Source organism: Nonomuraea jabiensis (genome assembly GCF_014204795.1).
In the GTDB taxonomy this organism is placed as follows: Bacteria; Actinomycetota; Actinomycetes; order Streptosporangiales; family Streptosporangiaceae; genus Nonomuraea; species Nonomuraea jabiensis.
Window position 1 is genome coordinate 6,822,931 of the sequence record NZ_JACHMB010000001.1, and the last position, 21,355, is coordinate 6,844,285.

A 21,355-nucleotide genomic window follows, 5' to 3' on the forward strand; every position below is an offset into this window, starting at 1 on the left:
TCCGACCTTAATCCCGGTCCATGGGGTGATTGGTTTCGGGATAGGGTGCGCGACGTGCTGAAGCTCCTACGGCTGGCGCTGACTGCGGCCATCGTGACCGCGATCGCGGTACGGCTGCGCCGTCGCGCCCGGATGCCCGGCAAGCCGCCCGCGCCCCCGGCCCCGAAGGCGGCCGGACGTACGCGGATGGGCCCGGTGTGGGGCGCCATCGCGGGAGTCGTGGTGCTGACGCTGGCCGCCGCCCTCATCCCCACGGGGCCGCAGGCGCTGTCCGAGCTGCGGGCGGCCCTCTACCAGGCCGAGCAGTCGGCCATGACGGTGGCGATGGACGCCCGCGGAAAGAGCCCGGCGCCCGTCACGCCCACGCCGGGGCCCGCCATGCCCACGTCCGCCATGCCCACGTCCGCGTCCGTCACGCCGGCACCGACGCCCCTCGGGCCCACGTCCGCGCCCGTCATGCCGACCCCGACCCCCCTCGCGACCACGCCGGCCACGACGGCCTCGGCGTCGCCCCCGGGCATCCCGGCCGCGTGCATGCTGAGCGGCCCGGCGACGGTACGCCCGATCAGCCCGCGCGTGCGGGCGGCGGTGAACCGGCAGTGGCGGCGCATCGAGCGCTGGCTGCGGGAGAACGCGCCCCGGACGTACGCCTCGCTGGGCGCCCCCGGCAGGGCCGGCACCATCGCGCTCGCCGAGGCCCAGACCGGCCTGGAGCTCCCCGACGACCTGAGGGCCTCGCTGCTGCGCCACAACGGCATGTCCGGCCCGCCCGCGGCCCGCTTCAGCTTCGGCGGGGAGCAGGTGCGCGGCGTGCGCGAGATCCGCGACCAGTGGCGGGAGAGCTGCGCCCTGCGGGTGGGCAGGGGCGACCCGATCGGCCGGCTGGTCCGCGTCGGCACCATGATCGAGGTCGACGCGGACAGCGGCCACGTGGTGGCGTCGATGGTGGGGCCGGAACCGATCTGGCCCTCGTACCACGCGATGCTGCGCGACCTGGCGGACGCGCTGGAGAAGGGCCGCCCCGTGTTCGGGGCGCGGGCCACGGTCAAGGGCGGCCTGCTCCGCTGGTCCGACGCGCGGTGAGCGAGCCGTTCCCGGAGACCCGGGGACGGCTACTTCTTGGGCACCGGCTTGCCGCCCGGCAGCACCATGGGCGGCGGGAAGCGCAGTTTGCGGATCTGCAGCGCCCGCATCGCGGCGTAGAAGCCCACGCCGCGGGTGCTCTCCTGGGGCAGCTTCTCCGCCACCAGGCGCTTGACCTTCCACGCCACGTAGACGGAGGTGAACAGCACGCCGATCATCATGATCGGCCAGCCGATGGTGACCGTGTATCCCAGCACCGCGGTGCGGATCGACATGGGCCACGGGATCCACGTCGCCAGCAGGATCAGTAGCGAGAACGGCAGGAAATACTGGCTCGGCAGCCGCCGCGAATCGACCCACTCACGCGCGAACTTGCGCGCCGGGCCCTTGTCGCGGGCAGGAAAATACCGCTCGTCACCTGCGAGCATGCCCTGACGGGCCCTGTCGCGCTCGGCGGCCTGCTTGGCCCGCATCTGCCGATAGGCCTCTTTACGGTCTTTCGGCGCATGGACCGGCTGGCGCCGTTTGCTCTCCTGATCACGGCGCTTGGGAGTGGGACGACCTTTACCCTGGGGCTTAGGATCGTCATCGGGGACGGGGGTGTCGTCCACGGAGGTTTGGGAACGGCGTCGCAACACGACGTCAACCCTACCTGGACTGCAACTTAGTGACGCCCTCGTGCGTTATGCGTAGGGTAATCCCAAGGCGGCTGCGCTGCATTGGGTGAACACCAGCACGACCTAGAAGGGGACGGCCGACGCGCATGAGCGTGATGAAGAGACTTTCGATGATCTTCAAGTCCAAGGCCAACAAGGCCTTGGACAAGATGGAGGATCCGCGCGAGACCCTTGACTACTCCTATCAGCGGCAGCTGGAGCTGCTGCAGAAGGTGCGCCGGGGTGTGGCCGACGTCGCCACGTCGCGTAAGCGGGTCGAGCTCCAGATAACCGGCCTCGAGAAGCAGGCCCAGCGCTACGAGGAGCAGGGCCGCAAGGCGCTGTCCGTCGGGCGCGAGGACCTCGCCCGCGAGGCGCTGCAGCGTCGCTCCAATCTGCAGACGCAGATGGCCGACCTGAAGGTGCAGCACGACAACCTGCAGGCCGAGGAGGAGAAGCTCACCACGGCTTCCCAGCGGCTGCAGGCCAAGGTCGACGCCTTCCGTACGAAGAAGGAGACGATCAAGGCCACCTACACCGCCGCCGAGGCGCAGACCCGGATCAACGAGGCCTTCTCCGGCATCTCCGAGGAGATGGGCGACGTCGGCCTGGCGATCCAGCGCGCCGAGGACAAGACGGCGCAGATGCAGGCCCGCGCGGGGGCGATCGACGAGCTGCTGGCCAGCGGCGCGCTCGACGACTACACCGGCGCCCGCGGCGACGACATCCAGGCCGAGCTCGACCGCATGGGCGGCGGCATGGACGTCGAGCTGGAGCTGGCCAGGATGAAGGCCGAGCTGGGCCAGGGCCCCGCGCCCAAGAGCGCCATCGAGCAGGGCCAGCCGCAGCAGCAGGCCCAGCCCCAGGCGCAGCCGCAGCAGCACGGCGGGACCCAGCAGCTCCGTCAGCCCGGGGAGCCGGCATGATTGTCAGGATCATGGGCGAGGGCCAGGTACAGATCTCCGCCGACGACATCGCGGTGCTCAACGAGCTCGACACCGAGCTCGAGGCGGCCATCGAGGTCGGCGACGAGCCGATCTTCCGTACGAAGCTGCACGCGTTGCTCGACAAGGTGCGCCAGGTGGGCAAGGCGCTTCCCGACGACAGCCTTGAGCCGTCAGAGCTGATCCTTCCCCCCGCGGACGCCTCGATCGAGGAGGTCCGGGAGATGCTGGGCGACCAGGGCCTCATCCCGGGCTGAGCCGTGAGTACGCGGTTCGCGTCCGACCGTGGGCTGACCACGCGCATGGTCGTGACGATGTTCCTGCTCGGGCTGCTCTATGTCGTGTTCATCGGCGTCCTGATCGCCCTGGGCGTACAGGCGCTGACCGTGCTGGTGATAGCCGGGGGCCTGCTGTTCGTGCAGTACTTCCTGTCCGACCGGATCGCGCTGTTCGCGATGCACGGGCGGGAGGTCACGCCACAGGAGGCCCCCGAGCTGCACGGCCTGATCGACCGGCTGTGCGCGCTCGCCGACATGCCCAAGCCGAGAGTGGCGATCGCCGATTCCGACGTCCCCAACGCGTTCGCCACCGGCCGCAACCAGAACAACGCCGTCGTCTGCGTGACGACCGGCATCCTGCGCCGCCTGGAGCCCCAGGAGCTCGAAGGGGTTCTCTCGCACGAGTTGTCGCACGTCGCCCACCGTGACGTCGCCGTCATGACGATCGCCTCGTTCCTGGGCATCGTGGCGGGGCTCATGACCAGGTTCGCCCTCTACGCGGGGCTGGGCGGCCGCCGCAACGGCAACCAGGGCGGGGTGCCCGTCGGCCTGATCATCCTGCTCGTCTCCGTCGTCGTGTACGCGATCAGCTTCCTGCTCACCCGCGCCCTGTCGCGCTACCGCGAGCTGTCGGCCGACCGCGCCGGCGCCCTGCTCACCCAGCGCCCCTCGGCCCTGGCGAGCGCGCTGGTCAAGATCAGCGGTGACATGGCCAGGATCCCAACCCAGGACCTGCGCGAGGCGGCGCCGTTCAACGCCTTCTACTTCGCCCCGGCGGCTGCCCCGGGCCAGGCGCTGGCCAACCTGTTCTCCACCCACCCGCCGCTCGACCGGCGGCTGGCGCAGCTGACGGACATCTCCCGGCAGCTCGGAAGGGGCTGATCCCGGCATGGGCTGGCTGGACGCCCTGCTCGGCCGGTCGAAGCCGGTCAAGCCCAACCTCGACGCGCTGTTCGCGCTGCCGTCGGCGGCCGTGACGCTGCAGGCCGCGACCGGGCTCGTGCCCACGGGCCTCGGCTCGGTGGCCTTCAGGGCCGCGGAGGGCGGCGCCTTCGCCACGCTGGAACGCGACGTCAAGGAGCTGCTCGGCGAGCGCGTCGAGGAGTCGCGCGACTCCTACGGCTACACCTGGCTCCTGGTGCGCCGCTCGCCCGACGCGCTCGGCGACCTGGTCACCGAGCTGCACGCCGTCAACTCGTCGCTGGAGTCGGCCGGGTTCGGGCCGTCCCTGCTGTGCTCGCTGGCGTCGTTCCGATCCGAGGGCGACGGCCGCCGGGTGGCCGTGGTGTACCTCTACAAACGCGGGACCTTCTACCCGTTCGCCCCGCTCGACGCTCAGCGGCGGGACAACGCGCTCGAACTGCAGGTCCGGGGCGCCCTCGAGGGCGAGCTGCCGCTGGAGAAGGATCTCGGCCGATGGTTCCCGGTCTGGGGCGCGCCCGGCCTCTGACCGGACACCCTGAGTGATCTAATGATCACGTGGAGCGAAGATTGTACGTCCTCGCGGCTTCCGCGTTCATCGTGGCGGCCGTGCTGGGCAGTGCGTGGATCACCGGCCAGTTCACCACGCCGGAGGTCGACAGGACCGACGGGTACGTCAGCGAGCTGGCCGCCCGCGACCAGCCGTGGACGCGGCTGTTCCGCACCAGCGACGCGCTGGCGGGGCTGGCCTGCGCGGCCGGGGTGGCGCTGGTGCCGAGGGTGGCGCGCGAGTGGCAGGCCTGGCTGGCGCTGGCGGCGTTCGGGCTGTTCACGTTCGCGGCGGGGCTGTTCCCGCTGGACTGCGCCACGCTGAGCGACCCGTACTGCGGGCGGCGGGTCGTGTCGTCGGCGCATCACGTGCACCAGCTGGCCGGCGCGCTGTCCACGGGCGCCCTGCTGGCCGCGATGGTGCTGCTCAGCGCGCGCTGGCGGTCGTGGGTGTCGTGGCTGTTCACGTGGCTGGGGCTGGCGGCCACGCTGCTCACCGCCGCCGCGCTCGCCGACCGGCACGGGGTGGGGCTCGCCCACCGGGCGCAGCTCACGCTGTTCGCGGTCTGGCTGGTGTACGTGGCCGTCCACCTGCTCATCACCGACGACCCGCCCGTCCCGCCGATCATGGCGGAGGCGGTCGATCACGAAGGCGGATTCGCCGGGCCGCACGTGGTCGAGCAGGGCGCCGGGCCCGTCGTGCTGATCACGGCCGAGCTCGGGGGCGCCTGGTTCCACTGGGGCGCGGTGGCCGGGCTGCTGGCCGGCACCCGTCACGTCATCCGCTTCGACCGCTGCGGCCTCGGCCTCAGCCCGCACGCGACCGCCCCGCCCACCCTGTACACCGAGGTGGCCCGCCTGGCCGCGCTGGCGCCGTCCCATCCCGAGCAGGTGACCGTCGTCGCCCACGGCGTGGCCTGCTGGCACGCGGAGGCGTTCGCCAGGCTGCACCCGCTGCGCGTGGCCAAGCTCGTCCTGGTGGATCCGGCCCCGGTCACGGAGCGCACGCCGTCCGCGCCGGCCAGGAGCGCCGGCCGGTGGCTGCCCGCCCTGGGCGGCACGTGGGGCGCGACCGCCGTGGCCCGCCTGGCCGGGCCCGCCGCCCACCGGCTGCTCGTCGGCGTGCCCGACCCGTACGGCGTCTACCGCACGGGCAAGGTGCTCGCCGCGGCGGCGGGGGAGTGGCTGGCCCGCCGCGACATGGCCGCCGACCTGCTGCGGCTGCGGGAGGAGATGCCGTTCCCCGGCGTGCCGGTCACCGTGATCAGCGCCGGCGGGCCGGACCTGGGCCACGCGCGGCTGGCCGGGGCCCTGTCGGCCACGCTCGTACGCCTGCCGGAATGCGGCCACCAGATCCAGCTCCAGGACCCCGGGGCGGTCGCGGAGGCCGTCCTGAGCGCGCCGGGCACCGGCCGACCCGGATGAGGTCGGCCCGGATGAGGTCGGCCCGGATGAGGCCGGCCCGGATGAGGCCGGCCCGGATGGGGCCGGGCGGGATGGGGCCGGGCGTTCTAGGATCGACGCGGGACCCGTTCGAGGGGAGCAGGCGTGGACATCACCGTCGTCGGCGAGGGCGCCGTCCTGGCCGCACCCGACATCCTCCGGCTGCACGCGGGCGTCGAGGTCCGCCGGGCCTCCGCCGCGGAGTCCTTCACCGCCGTCCGGGCCGCCGCCGCCCGGCTGGCCGAGGCGCTGGCCCGGGAGGGCGTCGCCGCGCAGGACGTGCGCACGGTGGAGCTGTCGCTGGGCCCGGAGTACGAGGTCTACCCGAGGGTGGCCGCCTACCGGGCGGTCCAGGGGGTGGAGGTGATCGTCCGCGACCTGTCCAGGGCCGACCACGTCATCGACACGGTCGCCGGGGTGGGGGAGGAGGCCCGGCTGAACGGCCTGGCGTTCGAGGTGTCGGACCCGTCGGGCGTCCTGAGGCAGGCGCGTACGCGGGCCTTCCGCGACGCCGCCGCCAAGGCCGCCCACTACGCCGAGCTGGCTGGGCGCCCGCTGGGCAGGGTGGTCTCGGTGAGCGAGGACGTCAGGGGCGGCGGCCCTCAGCCCCTCACCCTGGCCGCCGCGGCGGCCGAGACCAGCGCCTCCATCAGCCCCGGCCGCCAGTCCCTCACGGTGACGGTCTGGCTCGGCTACGACTTCGGTTAGACCCGGCTAGACCCGGTGCGCCCCACCCGATGGCGGGGCGCACGGATCTCACATCGGGTTGCGCTTGAGGAAGGCGTGGGCGGCCTCGCCGACGGCCACCGGGTTCATGCTCTGCAGCCCGTGCGTGGCGTTGGGGATGCCGCACCGCTCCGCCTGCGGCAGCCAGTTCATGAGGAAGCGCTGGGCGTCGCGGAACCCCGGCATCACCGACTCGCTGTCGAGGCCCATCACCGCCAGCACCGGCATGTCCGGCTTCCGCGTGACCAGCCGGTCGGCCTCCGACGGCTTGAAGCCCCACTGCGAGATCGCCGGGAAGTCGACGGTGAAGGTCGTGTCGACGCACGCCTCGACGCGGTCCCACACGTCGAGCGGCCCGGTCATCTCCACCGCGGGCAGGAAGCTCGGCCCGCACACCGCCTCCATGTAGAGCTGCGCGGCGCCGAGCTTGTCGCCCGTCTCGTACAGCTTCATCGCGTTCATGAAGGCGTCGACGTTGGCCCTGATCGCGTCCGGCTCCTCACGCGGCAGGTACGGCTCCAGCAGGATCGCGCTGTGCGCCCGCTCCGGGTACGACAGCAGGAACTGGAAGGCGATCACGCCGCCGAACGAGAAGGCCATGATGTGCGCCTTCTCGATGCCCAGGTGGTCGAGCAGCTCGGCGACGTGCTGCGCGCCGCCCTCGATGCTCAGCTCGGGCTTGTCCAGCGTGCTGCCGTTGTAGCCGGCCCGGTAGTAGCTGATGAGCCGGTAGTCCCGCAGCAGCGGCGGGTAGAACCGCATGGGGGTGATGAGGCTGTCGGCGATGCTGGTGCCGTGGATGCACAGCACGGGCTCGCCCTCGCCGAGCACGGTGTACCTGAGCTCGGCGCCGGTCACGGGCGCCCGCAGGTCGTGCTCGACGTTCCATTCGCGCCCGATGTAGAGGGCGTCTCGCATCATGGCTTGCGCTCCAATCCGACCAGCAGGCCGGTCTCGTCGAGGCTGGGCACGAGGTCGAAGACGAGGAACTCCAGGTAGTACCGGCCCCACAGCAGGCTCCAGAGCGGGAACCGCTCGTCGAACTCCTCGCCGCGCTCGCGCGCCAGCCGCGCCTCCAGGTCCCAGATCAACGCGTTGAACTCCTGCGCGGTGAACGGCTGCCCGGCCGCGGCGGCGGCCGCGATGACCTCGTCCTTGGACTTGTCCTTGAGCCGATCGACCAGGTCCGGCCGCTCGGCCAGGCCGCGCAGGAACCCGATGACGTTGGCCTCGCTCATGCGAGCTCCTCGGGGGAGTAGCGGGCGACCACGTGGTCGACCAGGTAGTCGAGGTAGCGCGTGCCCCACATGTGCCGCCACAGGGTGCTGCTCCCGTCGAACGGCTCCTCGTCCTTGTGGATGACGACGTCCGCCTCCAGCCGGCCGATGACCCGCTCGGCGTCGTCCTCGGTGAACGCGAACCCGTCATTGCGGGCGTGGAACAGGACCCGGGGGAGGTCCATGGGGGAGTAGCGGGCCAGCAGGCCGGGATCCGACCGGGCCGCCTCCAGGAACCTGACGAACTCCGCCTCGGCCACGGCTAGCTCTCCAGGGCGTGTCTGATGACGTCGTCGATGGCCTTCACGTCGGGCTCGGCCAGCCCGAACGTGGCCAGATGGCCGTAGACGCTGTCGATCTGGCGGAACGTGGCGCCGGGGATCCACTCGGCGTACTGCCTGAGCTCGTCCGGCGGGAACAGCGCGTCGCCGGTGAAGGCGGCGATCGTGGTCTTCGCCTTGATCCGGCCCAGGACCTCCCGCAGGGACTCGCCCTCGGCCCCCGGCCAGGCGGAGCGGGCCTTGCGGGCCTGGGTGACCACGTCGTTCGGGTCCTGCGGGAGCCAGAAGCCCTCCCAGAAGCCCTCGACGAACGCGTCCACGCTGTCGAAGCCCAGGGTGCGCCAGACGTCGGCGCCGGCGTAATAGAACGTGCGGGGCGGGGCGGTCAGCGCCGAGCCGTGCGCGACCCGCGCCAGGCCGCCGCTGACGCTCGCCGCGGACGTGTAGGCGCCCCCGGCGTAGTTGGGGTCCGCGGTGATGGGCTCCTCCACCACGGTCTTCAGCCAGAGCTTGGTCCACGGTGGCGGGGTGGGCGCCCCGGCGATGGGGGCGATGCCGCGCACGAGGTCGCCGAAGCGCAGCGCCCACTCGTACACCTGGATCGCGCCGATCGACCAGCCGAGCGCCAGCCGGATCTCGCGCACGCCGAAGACCTCCTCCAGCAGCCTCTGCTGGGCGATGACGTCGTCGGCGACGGTGACGGCGGGGAAGGGCCGCGACGGGGTGTTGCTCGGCGCGGAGGACGGCGGGAGGCCGAAGTGGCCGGGCAGCACGATGAAGTGGGTGCGGGGATCGAGCGCGCGGTTCTCGCCGATCCAGCCGTTGAGCACCTCGGCGGGAGCGCCGAGGAAGGTCGGGAAGACGACCACGTTGTCCCTGGCCTGGTTGAGCTCACCGAAGGTCTGGTACGCCAGCCGGGCGCCGGGCAGCGTGTCGCCTGAGGTGAGCGGGAAGTCGCCGAGCTCGAAGGTGTTCATTCCTGGCTCCAAACGTCGTCACGCGTCGAACCGCAGAATCGTCTTGATGTTCTTGCCGGACCTGAAGTCGTCCGCCGCGGCCTGGATGTCGGCGAAGTCGTACTCCCTGATGAGCGGCTGCACGGGCAGCCGGCCGCCGCGGATCAGCCGCGCCAGCAGCGGGATGAGCCGGTCCGGGTCGCTGTCGCCCTCGCAGACGCCCAGGATCCGCCGCCCCGGCAGCAGCCGGTGCACGTCGACCGAGACCTCCACCCCGTACGGCGGGGCGCCCACGACGGCCACCGCGCCGCGCGGGGCGAGCGCCTCGATGCCGGCGCGCAGCACGTCGGGGTTGCCCACCGCCTCGACCACGTAGTCGACGCCGGCGCCGCCGGTGATCTTCCGCAGCTCGGCGGCCAGGTCGAGGCCGGTCGAGTCGACGGTGTGGGTGGCGCCGATCTTGGCGGCCAGTTCGAGCTGCGCCGCCTGCCGGCCCACGGCGATGATCTGGCTGACCGGGGTGAGCGCCGCCCCCATGACGGCGGCCAGGCCCACCGCGCCCGTGCCGATCACCGCGATGGACGTGCCGGGCTCGGGGCGCAGCGTGTTCCACACCGCGCCGGTGCCGGTCTGGACGCTGCAGGCCAGCGGGGCCAGCAGCTCGAACGGCAGGTCCGGGTCGACCTTGACGACGCTGCGCTCGTCGGCGACGGAGTGGCGGGCGAACGACGACTGGCCGAAGAACCGGCCGCCGAGCGCGACCCCGCCCCTGCTGATCGGCGAGCTGCCGTCGGCCCGCTTGCCGCCGATGAGGTTCTGCGGGATCCAGGTGGTGCAGTAGGCGGGGTGGCCGATGCGGCAGGAGGCGCAGCTCCCGCACGAGGTGAAGGTGAGCACGACGTGGTCGCCCGGCTTGACCTTGGTCACGCCCGGGCCCGTCTCCTCCACGACGCCGGCGCCCTCGTGCCCGAGCACGCCCGGCAGCGGGAACGGGATGTGCCCCGCCGCCACCGTGAGGTCGGTGTGGCAGATGCCGGCGGCCTTCATCCGGACGAGGATCTCGCCCTGGCGGGGGGCGTCCAGCTCGACGTCCCGGAGGGTGAACGCCGCTCCCGGCGATTCGACGACTGCGGCTTGGGTGGTGGTCACGAGGGTCTCCGATCGTCGGGGGTGAGGGTGTACGAGCTCGTGACGTGGGTCCACTCCGCCGGCCCCCACTCCGCGCCATCCCCGACCTGGGGCGGAGCTCCGACCACGCGGACCACGTAGTAGTCGAGCAGGCCGGGGGCGCGGCGCGTCCAGATCGAGCCGGCCTCGTCGTGGTGGCGCTGGCCGAAGTAGAGCCGGTCCTCGTCCCGGCCGTGCGAGCGGGCCAGGCCGAGCAGGTCGTACTCCCGCGGGCACTCGTCCACGCCCGGCAGGTCCAGGATCGAGCAGCCGCCGTGAGAGACGTCCTGCCACTCGCCGGGCCGCCAGTCGCCATTGCCCGCCTTCACCTCGTCGGCGCCGGCGACGAGCCCTGTGTCGAACAGGCGCAGGCAGACCTTGGTCCGGGAGAAATCGGCGTCGCGCGCGCCGGGCGTGCGTTCGCTGGGACCGAGGAGCTCGAACATGCCCGTGATGATGAGCTCGAAGAGCCGGCTGTCGCAGCCGGGGTCCTTGTAGGCATTGAAATGAATGGCCCAGAAAGGACTGTGCAGCCAGAAGTCGTCCACCCCGAATATTCCCGGGAATACTTCGGCGGCGACCGGGCTGCGCCATCGGCCGGAGAGTTCCGCGACCGTGAATTCGGCGCTGGTTTCCATCACACCTCGCATGAGTCAATTCTTTTTCCGGCGGCCCGGCCGGCGTCAAAGAGCCGGGGCGTACATTGGCAAGTCGGCCGGGCCGCGCGAGGTAATTCGTGAAGTCCTACGACGGGAGCAGCGCCGGTGGCACGTGCGCGCGCACCCGCTCGGCCAGCTCGGCCGCCCGGACCCCGGCCGCCGCGGCGACCGCGGACGCCGGCCCGCCGGCCTTCTCGGCGGCCCTGCAGCGCTCCACGAGCACCCGCATGCGCTCGTGCAGCAGCGCCCACGAGGGTTCGCGCCAGGGCACGAAGTTGCTCATGGCGTAGTACATCTCGAACGCGAAACCCGCCGTGCGGCCGGGATTCTCCGGGCCGACGGGCAGTGTGGTCATGGCGGTGGCCAGCGGCCGCAGCACGTCGGCCATCATGCTGATCGACGTGCCGACGAGCAGGCCCAGCTGCTCCTCGCTCTCGTCGGTGTGCGTGAAGAACCTGGTCAGCAGGTGCAGCACCAGCTCGTAGGCCACCGCCGCCAGCTCGGCCGTCCGGCGGGTGCCGGGGTCGGTGATGAGCGGCTGGGGATCGGCGATGTCGTAGGGCTGCCTGAGGTAGGCGGCGAGCGCCGGTCGCGCCGGGTCGAAGCCCGGGTCGCGCGCCCGCAGCTCCTCGTACTCCCGCCACACCGCGAGGAAGCGCCCGTAGTGGGCCTGCTCCCAGGAGCCGCGCGCGCCCTCGCCCTGCTCGATGATGAGATCGACCGCCGTGAACGCGGACTTCAGGTCCGTGACCGCGACGAGCTGGGGCCAGCGGAACAGCTCCGGCGTGGCCTGGGCGCGCGGGGACCCGACGAACACGGCGCGCTCCCCGAGCTGGGCGCAGAGCGCCCGCAGCCCCTCCTCGATCCCGCGGTACAGGTGGCCGATCGTCGCGTACTCCTGGCCCCTGGGCATGAGGTCGGCGGGGTCGAGCCGGGCGCGGGCGGGCGGCACCGGCCGGAACTCCTCGGCGTCCTGCAGCTGCATGCCCTCGGGGCGTTCCAGATACAGGAAGTGGCGCAACGCCTGCTCGCCGAAGGGCAGCAGGTCGAGCTGGATGCCCGACGGGAAGTATCCCGAGCGCTGCGGGAAGTTCGGGCGGGTGAAGGTCGGGGCCGCGCCGATGGCGGCCAGCAGGTTGGACACCAGCGCCAGGTGGAGCATCTCCTCGACCGCGATGGAGTGCAGGACCTTGCGCCAGCCGGCGACCGCGTTCGCCTGCTCGGCCGTCAGGCCGTCCTCCGTCCCGCTCTTGAGGCTGGCCTCGGCGAAGAGGTACTGGCTCAGGATCATGTGTTCCAGCTGTGAGGCCTCGTTGAGCAGCCACCACAGGTGCTCCCGGTTCGCTATGACGATCGGGGGCTCGGACATGCGGGATCCTCCTCAGCTGGGGGTGAGTACGGCGCGGTAGCGCACCTGGCCTGCCTCCACCCGCTTGAGCACCTCGTTGATCTCGGCGAACGGGTAGGTCTCCACGCGCGGCCTGACCTTGCCCGCCGCCATCAGCGTGAGCACCTCGACGAGGTCGGAGCGGTTGTTGTGGGTGCTGCCCTTGATGGAGCACTGCTTGAACAGCAGCGTCGTCATGTCGTCGATCTGCAGCGGGCCGGTGACGCCCATCGTGACCAGCCGCCCGCCGTAGCGCAGGCCGGACAGCACGCGCGCGACGAGGTCCGCCGAGGTGGTGGTGGCCAGGATGATGTCGGCGCCGCCGGCGTCGGCCAGCGCCTTGCCGGGGTCGTCGCCGACCACGACGCCCTCGGCGGCGCCCAGTTCCTTGGCGTACTCCGCCTTGTCGGGCGAGGTGGTGAGCACGACCGTCTCCAGGCCGATGGCGGCGGCCAGCTGCACAGCCATGTGCCCGAGCCCGCCGACGCCCAGCACGCAGACGCGCTCGCCGGGCCGGGGGTCGGCGTTGCGCAGGCCGCTCATCGAGGTGAAGCCGGCGCAGAAGGCCACCGCCGCGTCGGTGTAGTCCAGGCCGTCGGGCAGCAGCGTGCACCCCGACTCCCAGGCCACCATCAGGTCGGCGTAGCCGCCGCCCATGTCCATCCAGGTCGTGGTGTGCTCACAGGCCACCGGATGCCAGCTCTGGCACTGCAGGCAGCGCCCCTCGCCGCGCTGCAACCACGAGACGCCCACCCGGTCGCCCACCCGCAGGGTGGTGGCGCCGGGGCCGAGCGCCACGACCTCGCCCACCGGCTCGTGCCCCGGCACGATCGGCAGCCGCACCGGCCAGTGGCCGCGGTGGACCAGCACGTCGCTGAAGCACATGCCGCACGCGTGAATGCGTACGACGACCTGGCCGGGCCCGGGCTCGGGATCGGCGAGGTCCTGGAACTCCCATGCGGAGTTGAGTTGCGTGATGACGGCTGCGCGCACGGTCTCCTCCTTTGCGAGACACGCCAGGGAGGCCCACGATAAATATCCGGCCCGTGCCGGCGGCACCCTGACTTAACGGAAACCACGGCGCTTTTGTCAGCCGCGGACCTGACGAAATCACGGCGTTCGGCGGCCGAAACCGGCCATATTCCCGGCGCGAATGGTACGAATAAGTCACCGCCCGCTGTCCTTGGAGGTTGCCATGCCTTCTGTCGCCGCCATCGCACTGGCCGGCGGCCGTGGCCTCCGCGCCCGCCCGCTCACCCTCGAAGGTTCCGGTCACATAAGGAGCAAGGCCGCCGTCCCTTTTCTCGGGCGGCCGGTCATCGAATGGCTCGTCGCGGCCCTGCGCGACCAGGGAATAACGAGTTTCCACGTGGCGGCCAACGGCCGGGAGAATCGTTATCAGGTCAAGGAGGCGCTGGGGTACGGCGAGCGGCTCGGGGTCTCGGTGCGCTATTCGCGGCCGCGTACGGACCGGTTCAACACCGGCTCCGGGCAGGCGACGCTCAGCGTGATCGAGGAGCACGGCCTGCTCGGCCACGCCCTGGTGCTCCCGACCGACTCCCTGTTCGAGTTCGACCTGGCGGCGCTGGCGCGTGACCACCTGGCGAGCGGGGCGGTGGTGACCGTCGGCCTGGTCCATCGGACGGCGGCGGAGGTGGCGGGCACGTACGGGCTGGTGCTCACGGACGGCGCCGGCCGGATCCAGCGGTTCATCGAGAAACCGCCCGTGGAGACCATCGCGGCGGTGGCCGCCGACCTGGCCAGGGTGCCCATCAACGCCGGGCTGTACCTGGTGGACTGCGCCAGGCTGCGCGCTCTGGGCGCCACCGACGAGCTGGCGGCGCTGGCCCGGCGGGGGCTCGACTGGGGCGGCGACCTGCTGCCGTGGCTGGTGTCGCGCGGCCACCGGGTCATGTGCTCGCCCCTGGCCAAGGTGGGCGACCTGGGCAACCCCCGCGACTACCTGCTCACCATGGCCGAGGCCCTGGCCGGCGGCTACCCGAGCCTGCGGCTCCCGGAAGGGCCCGTGATCCACTCCTCCTCGCTGGCGCGCCGCGACGAGGTCAGCGGGCTGACGCTGGCCGAGAAGCTGGCCGCCGGGCTCGTCCACGTGGGCCCCGGCGCGTGGATCGGCCGGGACGTCGAGATCGGCCCCGGCGTCGTGCTGCGCGACTCGTACGTCGGCGACGAGGCGGACCTGCACCCGTGGTGCCGCCTGGAACGGGTGGCCTGCCTGGACGGCGCGATCATCGGGCCGGGCGCCCGGCTCAGCGACGCGTACGTGGGCGTGATGGCGAGGGTGGACTCGTCGCTGGAGCGCCCGGCCGTCATCGGCGGCTTCACCGCGCTCGGCCACGAGGTACGCGTCGCCGAGGGCGCCGGTCTCAGCGGCGTCATCGCCTATCCGGGGCAGACCGTGACAGGGGCCGGGCACTGCGGAGAGCGTCAGTCGCCGACGTCGTCCGGCTCCTCGACCCGGTCGTAGCGGAGCCGGGTCTCGATGGCGTAGGCGTGCGGCGCGTACCCGGTGCGCAGGTCCTGGAAGACGGTCCACGCCTGCGCCGGGTCGCGCTCGGCCGGCAGCCCCGCCTCGTGGGCCAGCAGCAGCGTGTCGGAGAAGTTGCGCTCCTCCCGCCCCTGCAGGCTGACCGGGATGGGCGGCAGCGTGATGCACAGCCCGCGGGTCAGCCGGTGCATGCAGCGCGTCCCCGTCGCGAGCAGGGCCTTCGTGTGCGCCGGAGCCCAGCTCGGCGCGAGCGCCTCGATGAGCGCGGCCACGTCCAGGACGATGACCGCGGCCTTGAGCCAGTCGAGGTCGCCGGCGGGGCGGCGGAACGTGAGCGCCGGATGGGCGAGGTGGGAGTGCTCCACCTCGGCCATCCACCCCGTCCACTCGGCGAACATGGTGTCGAGGTGGTCGCGCGAGCCGGTCTTGAGGTAGGACGCGAGCATGGTGTCGGCGTCGCGCGGGTTGCACACGCTGCCGGCCAGCCTGGCCACCAGCCGCTCCCGCCGGGCGTAGGCGGCCAGGAAGTGCACCAGGTACGCCGTGATGGCCGCCACCATCAGCAGCCTGGAGGCCCACTCGGCCTCCCGCAGCGGCGTGCCCTCCAGCAGCGCGAACCCGGCCGAGGACACCCCGAGCCAGATCGCGGCCACCGTGACGACGGCCAGCGGCCCGCACAGGTCGAGCAGCGGCTCCCGCAGGGCGGGCGGGACCCGGCCGGCCACCGCGAGGATGGGGCCGGCCAAGGCCCGCAGGACGCCGCGGACCAGCCGGCCCGGCCTGCCACGGGGGGTGAACACGGTCAGCACGACGCTCAGCCACACCGCCGCCACGAGCGCGGCGCCGGCCAGCGTTCCCAACACGGCTGTCACCATGCCCGTATCCTTCCGGGTCTTGACTGGAATGCCCAAGAATCAGTTAGTGCTAGCAGTCGGAATGCCACCTTGAAAAGAGCCGAGACGAGGCTCCGGACGACCCGGAACCCCGTCTCGGCAGCGGCGGCCTCGCCTCACACGGTGGCCGCCGAGCGTAATTCGGTGGTGAGGTCGAGCAGCGTGCCCGGGCCGAGCAGGCTGCGGACCGGCACCTCCACGCCCAGCTCCCGCCGCACCCGCTCGCGGAACCTGGTCGCCAGCACGGAGTCCAGCCCCAGCAGGGTGAGCGGCACGTCCATCCCGATCTCGTCCCCGGGCACCGCGAGGACCTGGGACGCCAGGTCGGTCACCACGGCGGTCAGCTCCGTCTCCGAGAGGGCGGCCAGATCCGGGCGTGCGGGCCGGGCCGACTCGTGGGCCGGCTCGCGGGCGGGCTCGGGCGGAACGGGGGACGTGGCCGAGCCGGGCCAGAACCGCCGCCGCTGCCAGGGGTAGCCGGGCAGCCGGACGTACTCGCCCCCGGGGTGGACGCGGTCCCAGCGGGGATGGCAGCCCAGCACGTACGCCCGGCCGAGCGCGGCGCCGAGGGCGGCCGCGTCCGGCACGTCCTTGCGCAGGCAGGGCACCACGCTCGCGTTCGCGCCCGCCGCCTCGACCTCCTCCTCCAGCGCCGTCTGCAGCACCGGATGCGGGCTCATCTCGATGAACACGGTGGGCCGGGCGTCGGCGAGCGCGGCCTGGCAGGCGGCGGCGAAGCGCACGGGCAGCCGCAGGTTCTCGAACCAGTAACCGGCGTCCAGCTCCGGGCCGTCGACGACCCGGTCCCGGGCGCTGGAGTGGATGGGCACGGCGCAGGGACCGGGCCTGACGCCCGACAGCGCCTCCAGCAGCGCCTCGCGCACCGGCTCCACCTGCGGCGCGTGGGAGGCGTAGTCCACGTCCACCTGACGGCAGAAGACGCCGTCGCGGCGCAGCGGCTCGACGACCCGCTCCAGCCACTCCGGGTCGCCGGACAGGACCGTGGAGTGGCGGCTGTTGACCACCCCCACGCTCACCTGGCCGGAGCGTTCGCCGACGGCCTGCGCGATCGCCCGCCGGGCCGCCTCCTCGCCGAGCGCCACGGCCCACATGGCGCCGGGCGTGCGCAGCTCGCGCAGCAGCCGGCTCCTCCTGGCGACCACGGCCGCGCCGTCGGCCACGCTCAGCGCGCCCGCGGTGACCGCCGCGGCGATCTCGCCCATGCTGTGGCCGATGAGCAGATCGGGCTCGACGCCCCACTCGCGCCACACGGCGGCCAGCGCCACCTGCATCGCCCAGAGGGTCGGCTGCACTTCGTCCACGCGCGACAACCGCTCGCCGCGCAGCAGCGCGTCCACGGGGGACCAGCCGAGCTCGGCGTCCACCGCCCGCGCGCACTCGTGCAGGCGCAGGGCGAAGGCCGGCTCGGCGGCCAGCAACCGCCTGCCCATGCCGGCCCACTGGCCGCCCTGGCCGGGGAAGACGAAGACCACCTTCGGCCGCCTGGCCGCGCGGCGCTCGCCCGCGTGCACCGACCGCCCGTCACCCCGCCCGGTCGCGCGGAACTCCCGCAGGGACGCCGCCAGCGAGCGCGCGTCGTCGCCGACCGCGGCCAGCCGGTACTCGTGGTGCGAGCGCCGGGCGCCCGCGCTGAAGCACACGTCGTGCAGGCCCGGGCCCGCGCCTTCGCCCACCCCGTCGAGCAGGTCGGCGTACGCGCCCGCGAGCTCGTCCAGCGCCCTCGGGTCCCGCGCCGACAGGGGCAGGACGTAGCTGGGCCGGGTCTGGCCGCGCCGGGGCCGCGCCGCCTGCGGGGCCTCGGAGAGCACGAGGTGGACGTTGGTCCCCGACATGCCGAAGGAGTTGACGCCCGCCAGGGCCGGCGTCCCCCGCTCCGGCCAGTCCTGGGTGAGCAGCGCGAGCTCGACGGCCGCGGCCGGGTCCCGCAGGACGGCGTGCGGCTCCACCACGTGCAGCGTCGCAGGGATGGTCCGGTGCCGCAGCGCCAGGGCCGTCTTGAGCAGCCCCGCCATCCCCGAGGTGAACTCGGTGTGGCCGATGTTGGACTTGAGCGACCCGATCAGGCAGCGCCGCCCCGGGTCCCGGCCCTCCCGCAGGACCAGGTCCAGCGCGGCCAGCTCGGTCGGATCGCCGGCCGGGGTGCCGGGCCCGTGCGCCTCGACGTAGTCGACCTCGCCGGGGGAGACGCCGGCGTCGAGATAGGCCTTGCGCAGCATCGTCTCGTGCCCCTCCAGCCCGGGGGCGACGAGCGAGCCGCCGGTGCGGCCGTCGTGCGTGGCGGCGCTGCCCAGGATCGTCGCGTACGGGTGCTCGCCGTCCGCGAGGGCCCGCGAGAGCGGCTTGAGTATCAGGGCCACCACGCCCTCGCTGCGCACGTACCCGTCCCCCGACACGTCGCCGAACTTGCACCGGCCCGAGCTGGACAGCACCCCGGCGTCCGCGAGCGCGAAATACAGGTCCGGCACGATCTGCAGGTTCGCGCCGCCGACGATGGCCAGGTCGATCTCGCCCGCCCACAGCGCCCGGCAGGCCACGTGCACCGCCAGCAGCGACGTCGCGCAGGCCGCCTCCACGCCCATGCTGGGACCGCGCAGGTCGAGCTGGGTGGAGACGCGGCCGGGGAAGATGCCGCTGACGGCCGCCCCGAGCGCGGCGTGCATGTCGTACATCCCCGAGCGGCGCAGCAGGTCCCAGTATCCCGAGGGCAGCAGGCTGGTGTAGACGCCGGTGTCGCTCCCGGCCAGGCTCTCGGCCGGGACGCCCGCGTCGTCGAGCGCCTCCCAGGTGACCTCCAGCAGCAGCCGCTGCTGCGGGTCCATCCGCAGGGCCTCGAACGGCGTGACGCCGAAGAAGCGCGCGTCGAACCCGGCGATGTCGTCCAGGTAGCCGCCCGCGCCCCGCAGGACATCGGGCCGGCGGCGGCCGGAGGCGGTTTCGATGTCGAATCTCTCCTGGGGGATCACGCCGACCACGTCCCGGCCCCCGCTGACGATCTGCCAGAGGTCGGCCGGGCTCTGCGCACCGGGTAACCGGCAGGCGGCGCCGACGATGGCGATGGGATCTCGCCCGCTGTTGATGTGCATGGGGCCCCGTTCCCGTCCGCGCCCGGGTCATCATGAATTCGACGATGCCCGGGCGCCCTTGTTGGTTGGGCGAACGACATCACCTAAGGTCCGGCTCGCTCACGTAGGTGTCAATTAACAGATGACGAAATACCGGGGCGGTGAAATCCGCGTTATTCGCTCGCGTGCATCGGAAAATGGATCACGAGCCCGACCAGCGGCTCGTCCGGGGTGATCATGAGCGCCATGCGCAGGGTCTGCAGGCCCAGCCGCGGATGCCGGAACCGGCGGGTGAGGCTGCGGTGCTCCTGCACCTCGTGGCTGCGCCACAGGCCGGCGAACAGCGGGCTCAGCTGGGAGAACTCGGCGATCCTCGCGGTCAGCCGCTCGTCGTGCGGCCACCTGGCCAGCTCCGAGCGCCACCGGGCGATGACGTCACAGGTGACGCGCTCCCAGTCGGGCAGCCGCTCCTTCGCCGTGGGCGAGACCAGCAGCCAGCGCAGCATGTTGCGGTGCTCGGGGGTGTAGCTGCCCCAGTCGTCGTACCACTCGGCGGCGGCGTCGTTCCAGGCGGTCAGGTCGCAGTGGATGTCGGTGGCGTAGACCGGATAGTCGCTGGCGCTCATGAGGCTCACCAGCGGGCCCATCACATCGCCCGACCACGTCTGCCCCTCGAGCGGCTGCGGGTTGGTGACCTGGCCGTGCACCAGCGTGTGCATGTAGCGGCGCTCGTCCTCGCTGAGGTCGAGCACCCGTGCCAGGCTGTCGAGCACCTGGATGGAGGGCCTGATGTCACGCCCCTGCTCGAGGTACGTGTACCAGGTCGGGCTGAGGCCGGCGAGCACCGCCACCTCCTCGCGCCGCAACCCCTTCGTCCTGCGCCCCCCTTCGGGGAAGCCCACCTGCGCCGGCGTGACCCGTGCGCGCCTGCTCCGCAGGAATCGTGCGAGCTCCTGCCGGCTCCAGCCGTCGCCTGACACAGAACCCCCCGTGAGTGCCTCCACCGCGTCAGCAGATCAGGATCGCAAGGCCGAGTCTAGAAGCCTCACGGAATATTTGTCACCTCTAGCCGTATTGCGTCATTTCGGCATTGACGTTACGGCATTGTTCCCAAAGCATGAATTTGTCCGTTCAATTGAGGGGATTAATCAGATGAAGTGGCATTTCATCGACCGAAGCCAGCAGATCGCCGCGATTCGGTCAGCCCTCGGGGCCGCGGGTGCAGGCCCTATTGTCCTCGCCGGAGAGCCGGGCTCGGGCCGCAGCCGGCTGGTGGAGCGCGTGCTCGAATCGTCCGAGGCGGCGCGTTACGAGATCGTCCGGCTGCGGGCCGCGGACGGTCCCGATGAGGTCGCCGCCCGCGTCGGGGCGGCCGCCGGGGACCGCCCGCTGCTGCTCGTCATGGACGACGCGCAGGTGAGCGGGGACGAGAGCCTGATGGCGCTGCGCACGGCCGCGGGCGGGAGCCCGGGGGCCAGGGTGCTGGTCACGACGGTGTCCGGGCCCGCGGCGCGGCGCCCCGATCCGGTGGACTGCCTGCGGTTCGAGCCGGGCGCGTACACGGTCGACGTGCCGCCGCTCACGGTCGAGGAGGTGGCCGCCCTGCTGGCCGAGCTGGCCGGCGGCCACGTACGGCAGGCCACCGCCGGCGCCCTGCACGCGGCGACCGGCGGCAACCTCCGCCTGCTGCACGACTTCCTGGTCGGGCGCCGGCTCACCGAACGCCTGACCCGGGGCGCCGCCGGGTGGGAGTTCCAGTGCGCCACCGAATGGCTGCCGCCGATGGACCCGTCCGCGGCCACCCCGCACCTGGTGAAGGCCACCTGGGACGCCTGGGCGGCACTGGCCTTCGACCGGGCCTTCGAGCTGTGCAAGGCGGCGGCGTGGTGCGGTGAGGGGCACACCGTCTCGGTGCCGCTGGCGCACCTGCTGCTGCTGCGCGGCAGGGGGCGCGACAGCATGTCGTTCCTGGACTCGCTGCCCGAGGGAACGGTGGAGAGGACGCCGCACCTGGCGCTCGCCCGCGCGGTCAACCTCGCCTGCGGGCGGGGCCGGCCCGAGGCGGCCGCCGAGTTCCTGCTGCGCGCGGCGGTGGCCGCCGGGCCGGCGCAGCGGCCGCTGCTGCTCGCCTACCGGGCCTGGATCATGGCGTTGAGCGGCCGCCCCGCCGACGACGTCGGCGCGATCACGCGTACCGACCGGGAGACCGCCCTGTTCGTGCACGCGGCGCAGGCCATGACCCGCCTGCGGACCCGGCCCGAGGAGGCGGTCTTCCACCTGCGGCGCGCGCTCGCGCTCACCGCCGGGGGAACGCAGGCGGGGCCGCCCTGGCTGGCGGCGCATCTGACGGCGTACCTGATCGACGCGCTGCTGCTGGCCGGGCGGGCGGGCGAGGCGACGCTGCTGGCGGAGGGCTTCCACGGCGGGGAGCCCGCCTCCGGCTGGGACGTCGCCGTCGCCATGTCGATGGTCGCCGCCTGAAAGGGCCCGGACCGCCGTCGCCAGGTCGATGGTCGCCGCCCTGAAAAGGCCCGGGCCACGGGCGG

General features: G+C 72.7%; 21 protein-coding genes. 9 read left to right on the plus strand and 12 right to left on the minus strand.

The genetic code is table 11. The features are described 5' to 3' along the window. The first annotated feature begins 54 nt into the window (after nt 1-54). Nucleotides 55-1,083, plus strand: coding sequence for an SMI1/KNR4 family protein (locus tag HD596_RS31195; RefSeq protein WP_185072834.1), 1,029 nt, complete (start codon nt 55-57; stop codon nt 1,081-1,083). 29 nt (nt 1,084-1,112) lie between these two features. On the opposite strand, the gene HD596_RS31200 is transcribed toward HD596_RS31195, so the two are convergent. Next, nucleotides 1,113-1,694: a DUF3043 domain-containing protein gene (locus tag HD596_RS31200; protein ID WP_313045226.1), complete on the minus strand. Its 582-nt coding sequence runs from the start codon at nt 1,692-1,694 to the stop codon at nt 1,113-1,115. 152 nt (nt 1,695-1,846) lie between these two features. Here HD596_RS31200 and HD596_RS31205 point away from each other — a divergent pair, with 152 nt between their 5' ends. The 6 genes from HD596_RS31205 (at nt 1,847) to HD596_RS31230 (ending at nt 6,582) form a co-directional block, all read left to right on the plus strand. After that, nucleotides 1,847-2,665 carry a PspA/IM30 family protein gene (locus HD596_RS31205; protein WP_185072835.1) on the plus strand — a complete coding sequence of 273 codons (819 nt, stop codon included), beginning with the start codon at nt 1,847-1,849 and terminating at the stop codon, nt 2,663-2,665. Beyond that, the gene (pspAA, locus tag HD596_RS31210; protein ID WP_185072836.1) at nt 2,662-2,940 is read left to right on the plus strand and encodes a PspA-associated protein PspAA; all 279 of its coding nucleotides are present in this window, start codon (nt 2,662-2,664) and stop codon (nt 2,938-2,940) included. The genes HD596_RS31205 and pspAA overlap by 4 nt, the downstream gene beginning before the upstream one ends. Nucleotides 2,941-2,943: 3 nt before the next feature. Continuing rightward, on the plus strand, nt 2,944-3,843 hold the full coding sequence (gene htpX, locus HD596_RS31215; RefSeq protein ID WP_185072837.1) for a zinc metalloprotease HtpX: 900 nt from the start codon (nt 2,944-2,946) through the stop codon (nt 3,841-3,843). Nucleotides 3,844-3,850: 7 nt separating this feature from the next. Then, the gene (gene pspAB / locus HD596_RS31220; RefSeq protein ID WP_185072838.1) at nt 3,851-4,411 is read left to right on the plus strand and encodes a PspA-associated protein PspAB; all 561 of its coding nucleotides are present in this window, start codon (nt 3,851-3,853) and stop codon (nt 4,409-4,411) included. Between the two features lie 29 nt (nt 4,412-4,440). Further along, nucleotides 4,441-5,856 carry an alpha/beta fold hydrolase gene (locus HD596_RS31225; RefSeq protein WP_185072839.1) on the plus strand — a complete coding sequence of 472 codons (1,416 nt, stop codon included), beginning with the start codon at nt 4,441-4,443 and terminating at the stop codon, nt 5,854-5,856. Between the two features lie 123 nt (nt 5,857-5,979). Beyond that, the gene (locus tag HD596_RS31230; RefSeq protein ID WP_185072840.1) at nt 5,980-6,582 is read left to right on the plus strand and encodes an SIMPL domain-containing protein; all 603 of its coding nucleotides are present in this window, start codon (nt 5,980-5,982) and stop codon (nt 6,580-6,582) included. A 48-nt stretch (nt 6,583-6,630) separates the two neighbouring features. Here HD596_RS31230 and HD596_RS31235 read toward each other — a convergent pair whose 3' ends face one another. The 8 genes from HD596_RS31235 to HD596_RS31265 form a co-directional block, all read right to left on the minus strand. Continuing rightward, nucleotides 6,631-7,521 carry an alpha/beta fold hydrolase gene (locus HD596_RS31235; protein WP_221519603.1) on the minus strand — a complete coding sequence of 297 codons (891 nt, stop codon included), beginning with the start codon at nt 7,519-7,521 and terminating at the stop codon, nt 6,631-6,633. Next, on the minus strand, nt 7,518-7,838 hold the full coding sequence (locus HD596_RS31240; RefSeq protein ID WP_185072841.1) for a Nif11 family protein: 321 nt from the start codon (nt 7,836-7,838) through the stop codon (nt 7,518-7,520). Before HD596_RS31240 ends, HD596_RS31235 begins: the two co-directional genes overlap by 4 nt. Continuing rightward, nucleotides 7,835-8,137 carry a Nif11-like leader peptide family natural product precursor gene (locus HD596_RS31245; RefSeq protein WP_185072842.1) on the minus strand — a complete coding sequence of 101 codons (303 nt, stop codon included), beginning with the start codon at nt 8,135-8,137 and terminating at the stop codon, nt 7,835-7,837. Before HD596_RS31245 ends, HD596_RS31240 begins: the two co-directional genes overlap by 4 nt. 2 nt (nt 8,138-8,139) lie before the next feature. Beyond that, nucleotides 8,140-9,135: an alpha/beta fold hydrolase gene (locus HD596_RS31250; protein ID WP_185072843.1), complete on the minus strand. Its 996-nt coding sequence runs from the start codon at nt 9,133-9,135 to the stop codon at nt 8,140-8,142. A gap of 18 nt (nt 9,136-9,153) precedes the next feature. After that, the gene (locus tag HD596_RS62265; protein ID WP_313045231.1) at nt 9,154-10,263 is read right to left on the minus strand and encodes an NAD(P)-dependent alcohol dehydrogenase; all 1,110 of its coding nucleotides are present in this window, start codon (nt 10,261-10,263) and stop codon (nt 9,154-9,156) included. Beyond that, nucleotides 10,260-10,919 (minus strand): hypothetical protein, encoded by a 660-nt coding sequence (locus HD596_RS62270; RefSeq protein WP_246554981.1) that lies wholly within the window; start codon nt 10,917-10,919, stop codon nt 10,260-10,262. The genes HD596_RS62265 and HD596_RS62270 overlap by 4 nt, the downstream gene beginning before the upstream one ends. A 106-nt stretch (nt 10,920-11,025) precedes the next feature. After that, entirely contained in the window at nt 11,026-12,309 is a 1,284-nt protein-coding gene (locus tag HD596_RS31260) for a ferritin-like domain-containing protein (RefSeq protein WP_185072845.1), read from the minus strand. A 12-nt stretch (nt 12,310-12,321) separates the two neighbouring features. Next, nucleotides 12,322-13,320, minus strand: coding sequence for an alcohol dehydrogenase catalytic domain-containing protein (locus HD596_RS31265; RefSeq protein WP_185072846.1), 999 nt, complete (start codon nt 13,318-13,320; stop codon nt 12,322-12,324). Nucleotides 13,321-13,522: 202 nt separating this feature from the next. Between HD596_RS31265 and HD596_RS31270 the strand changes: the two genes are divergently transcribed. Beyond that, nucleotides 13,523-14,812, plus strand: coding sequence for a nucleotidyltransferase family protein (locus HD596_RS31270; protein ID WP_185072847.1), 1,290 nt, complete (start codon nt 13,523-13,525; stop codon nt 14,810-14,812). On the opposite strand, the gene HD596_RS31275 is transcribed toward HD596_RS31270, so the two are convergent. The 3 genes from HD596_RS31275 to HD596_RS65005 form a co-directional block, all read right to left on the minus strand. Next, on the minus strand, nt 14,773-15,708 hold the full coding sequence (locus HD596_RS31275) for a hypothetical protein (protein WP_185072848.1): 936 nt from the start codon (nt 15,706-15,708) through the stop codon (nt 14,773-14,775). The two genes, HD596_RS31270 and HD596_RS31275, sit on opposite strands and share 40 nt — an antisense overlap. 134 nt (nt 15,709-15,842) lie before the next feature. Next, on the minus strand, nt 15,843-18,830 hold the full coding sequence (locus HD596_RS31280; RefSeq protein ID WP_185072849.1) for a type I polyketide synthase: 2,988 nt from the start codon (nt 18,828-18,830) through the stop codon (nt 15,843-15,845). A 152-nt stretch (nt 18,831-18,982) separates the two neighbouring features. After that, nucleotides 18,983-19,789: a helix-turn-helix transcriptional regulator gene (locus HD596_RS65005; protein ID WP_185072850.1), complete on the minus strand. Its 807-nt coding sequence runs from the start codon at nt 19,787-19,789 to the stop codon at nt 18,983-18,985. Nucleotides 19,790-19,961: 172 nt separating this feature from the next. Between HD596_RS65005 and HD596_RS31290 the strand changes: the two genes are divergently transcribed. Then, nucleotides 19,962-21,290, plus strand: a complete 1,329-nt coding sequence (locus HD596_RS31290; protein ID WP_185072851.1) for a P-loop NTPase family protein — start codon at nt 19,962-19,964, stop codon at nt 21,288-21,290. Nucleotides 21,291-21,355 lie beyond the last annotated feature (65 nt).

Coding starts and splice junctions, on each gene's coding strand:
- HD596_RS31205 (WP_185072835.1), top strand. CDS start 1,847: ATGAGCGTGATGAAGAGACTTTCGATGATCTTCAAGTCCAAGGCCAAC.
- pspAA (WP_185072836.1), top strand. CDS start 2,662: ATGATTGTCAGGATCATGGGCGAGGGCCAGGTACAGATCTCCGCCGAC.
- pspAB (WP_185072838.1), top strand. CDS start 3,851: ATGGGCTGGCTGGACGCCCTGCTCGGCCGGTCGAAGCCGGTCAAGCCC.
- HD596_RS31235 (WP_221519603.1), bottom strand. CDS start 7,521: ATGATGCGAGACGCCCTCTACATCGGGCGCGAATGGAACGTCGAGCAC.
- HD596_RS31240 (WP_185072841.1), bottom strand. CDS start 7,838: ATGAGCGAGGCCAACGTCATCGGGTTCCTGCGCGGCCTGGCCGAGCGG.
- HD596_RS31250 (WP_185072843.1), bottom strand. CDS start 9,135: ATGAACACCTTCGAGCTCGGCGACTTCCCGCTCACCTCAGGCGACACG.
- HD596_RS62270 (WP_246554981.1), bottom strand. CDS start 10,919: ATGGAAACCAGCGCCGAATTCACGGTCGCGGAACTCTCCGGCCGATGG.
- HD596_RS31260 (WP_185072845.1), bottom strand. CDS start 12,309: ATGTCCGAGCCCCCGATCGTCATAGCGAACCGGGAGCACCTGTGGTGG.
- HD596_RS31270 (WP_185072847.1), top strand. CDS start 13,523: ATGCCTTCTGTCGCCGCCATCGCACTGGCCGGCGGCCGTGGCCTCCGC.
- HD596_RS31275 (WP_185072848.1), bottom strand. CDS start 15,708: ATGGTGACAGCCGTGTTGGGAACGCTGGCCGGCGCCGCGCTCGTGGCG.
- HD596_RS31280 (WP_185072849.1), bottom strand. CDS start 18,830: ATGCACATCAACAGCGGGCGAGATCCCATCGCCATCGTCGGCGCCGCC.
- HD596_RS31290 (WP_185072851.1), top strand. CDS start 19,962: ATGAAGTGGCATTTCATCGACCGAAGCCAGCAGATCGCCGCGATTCGG.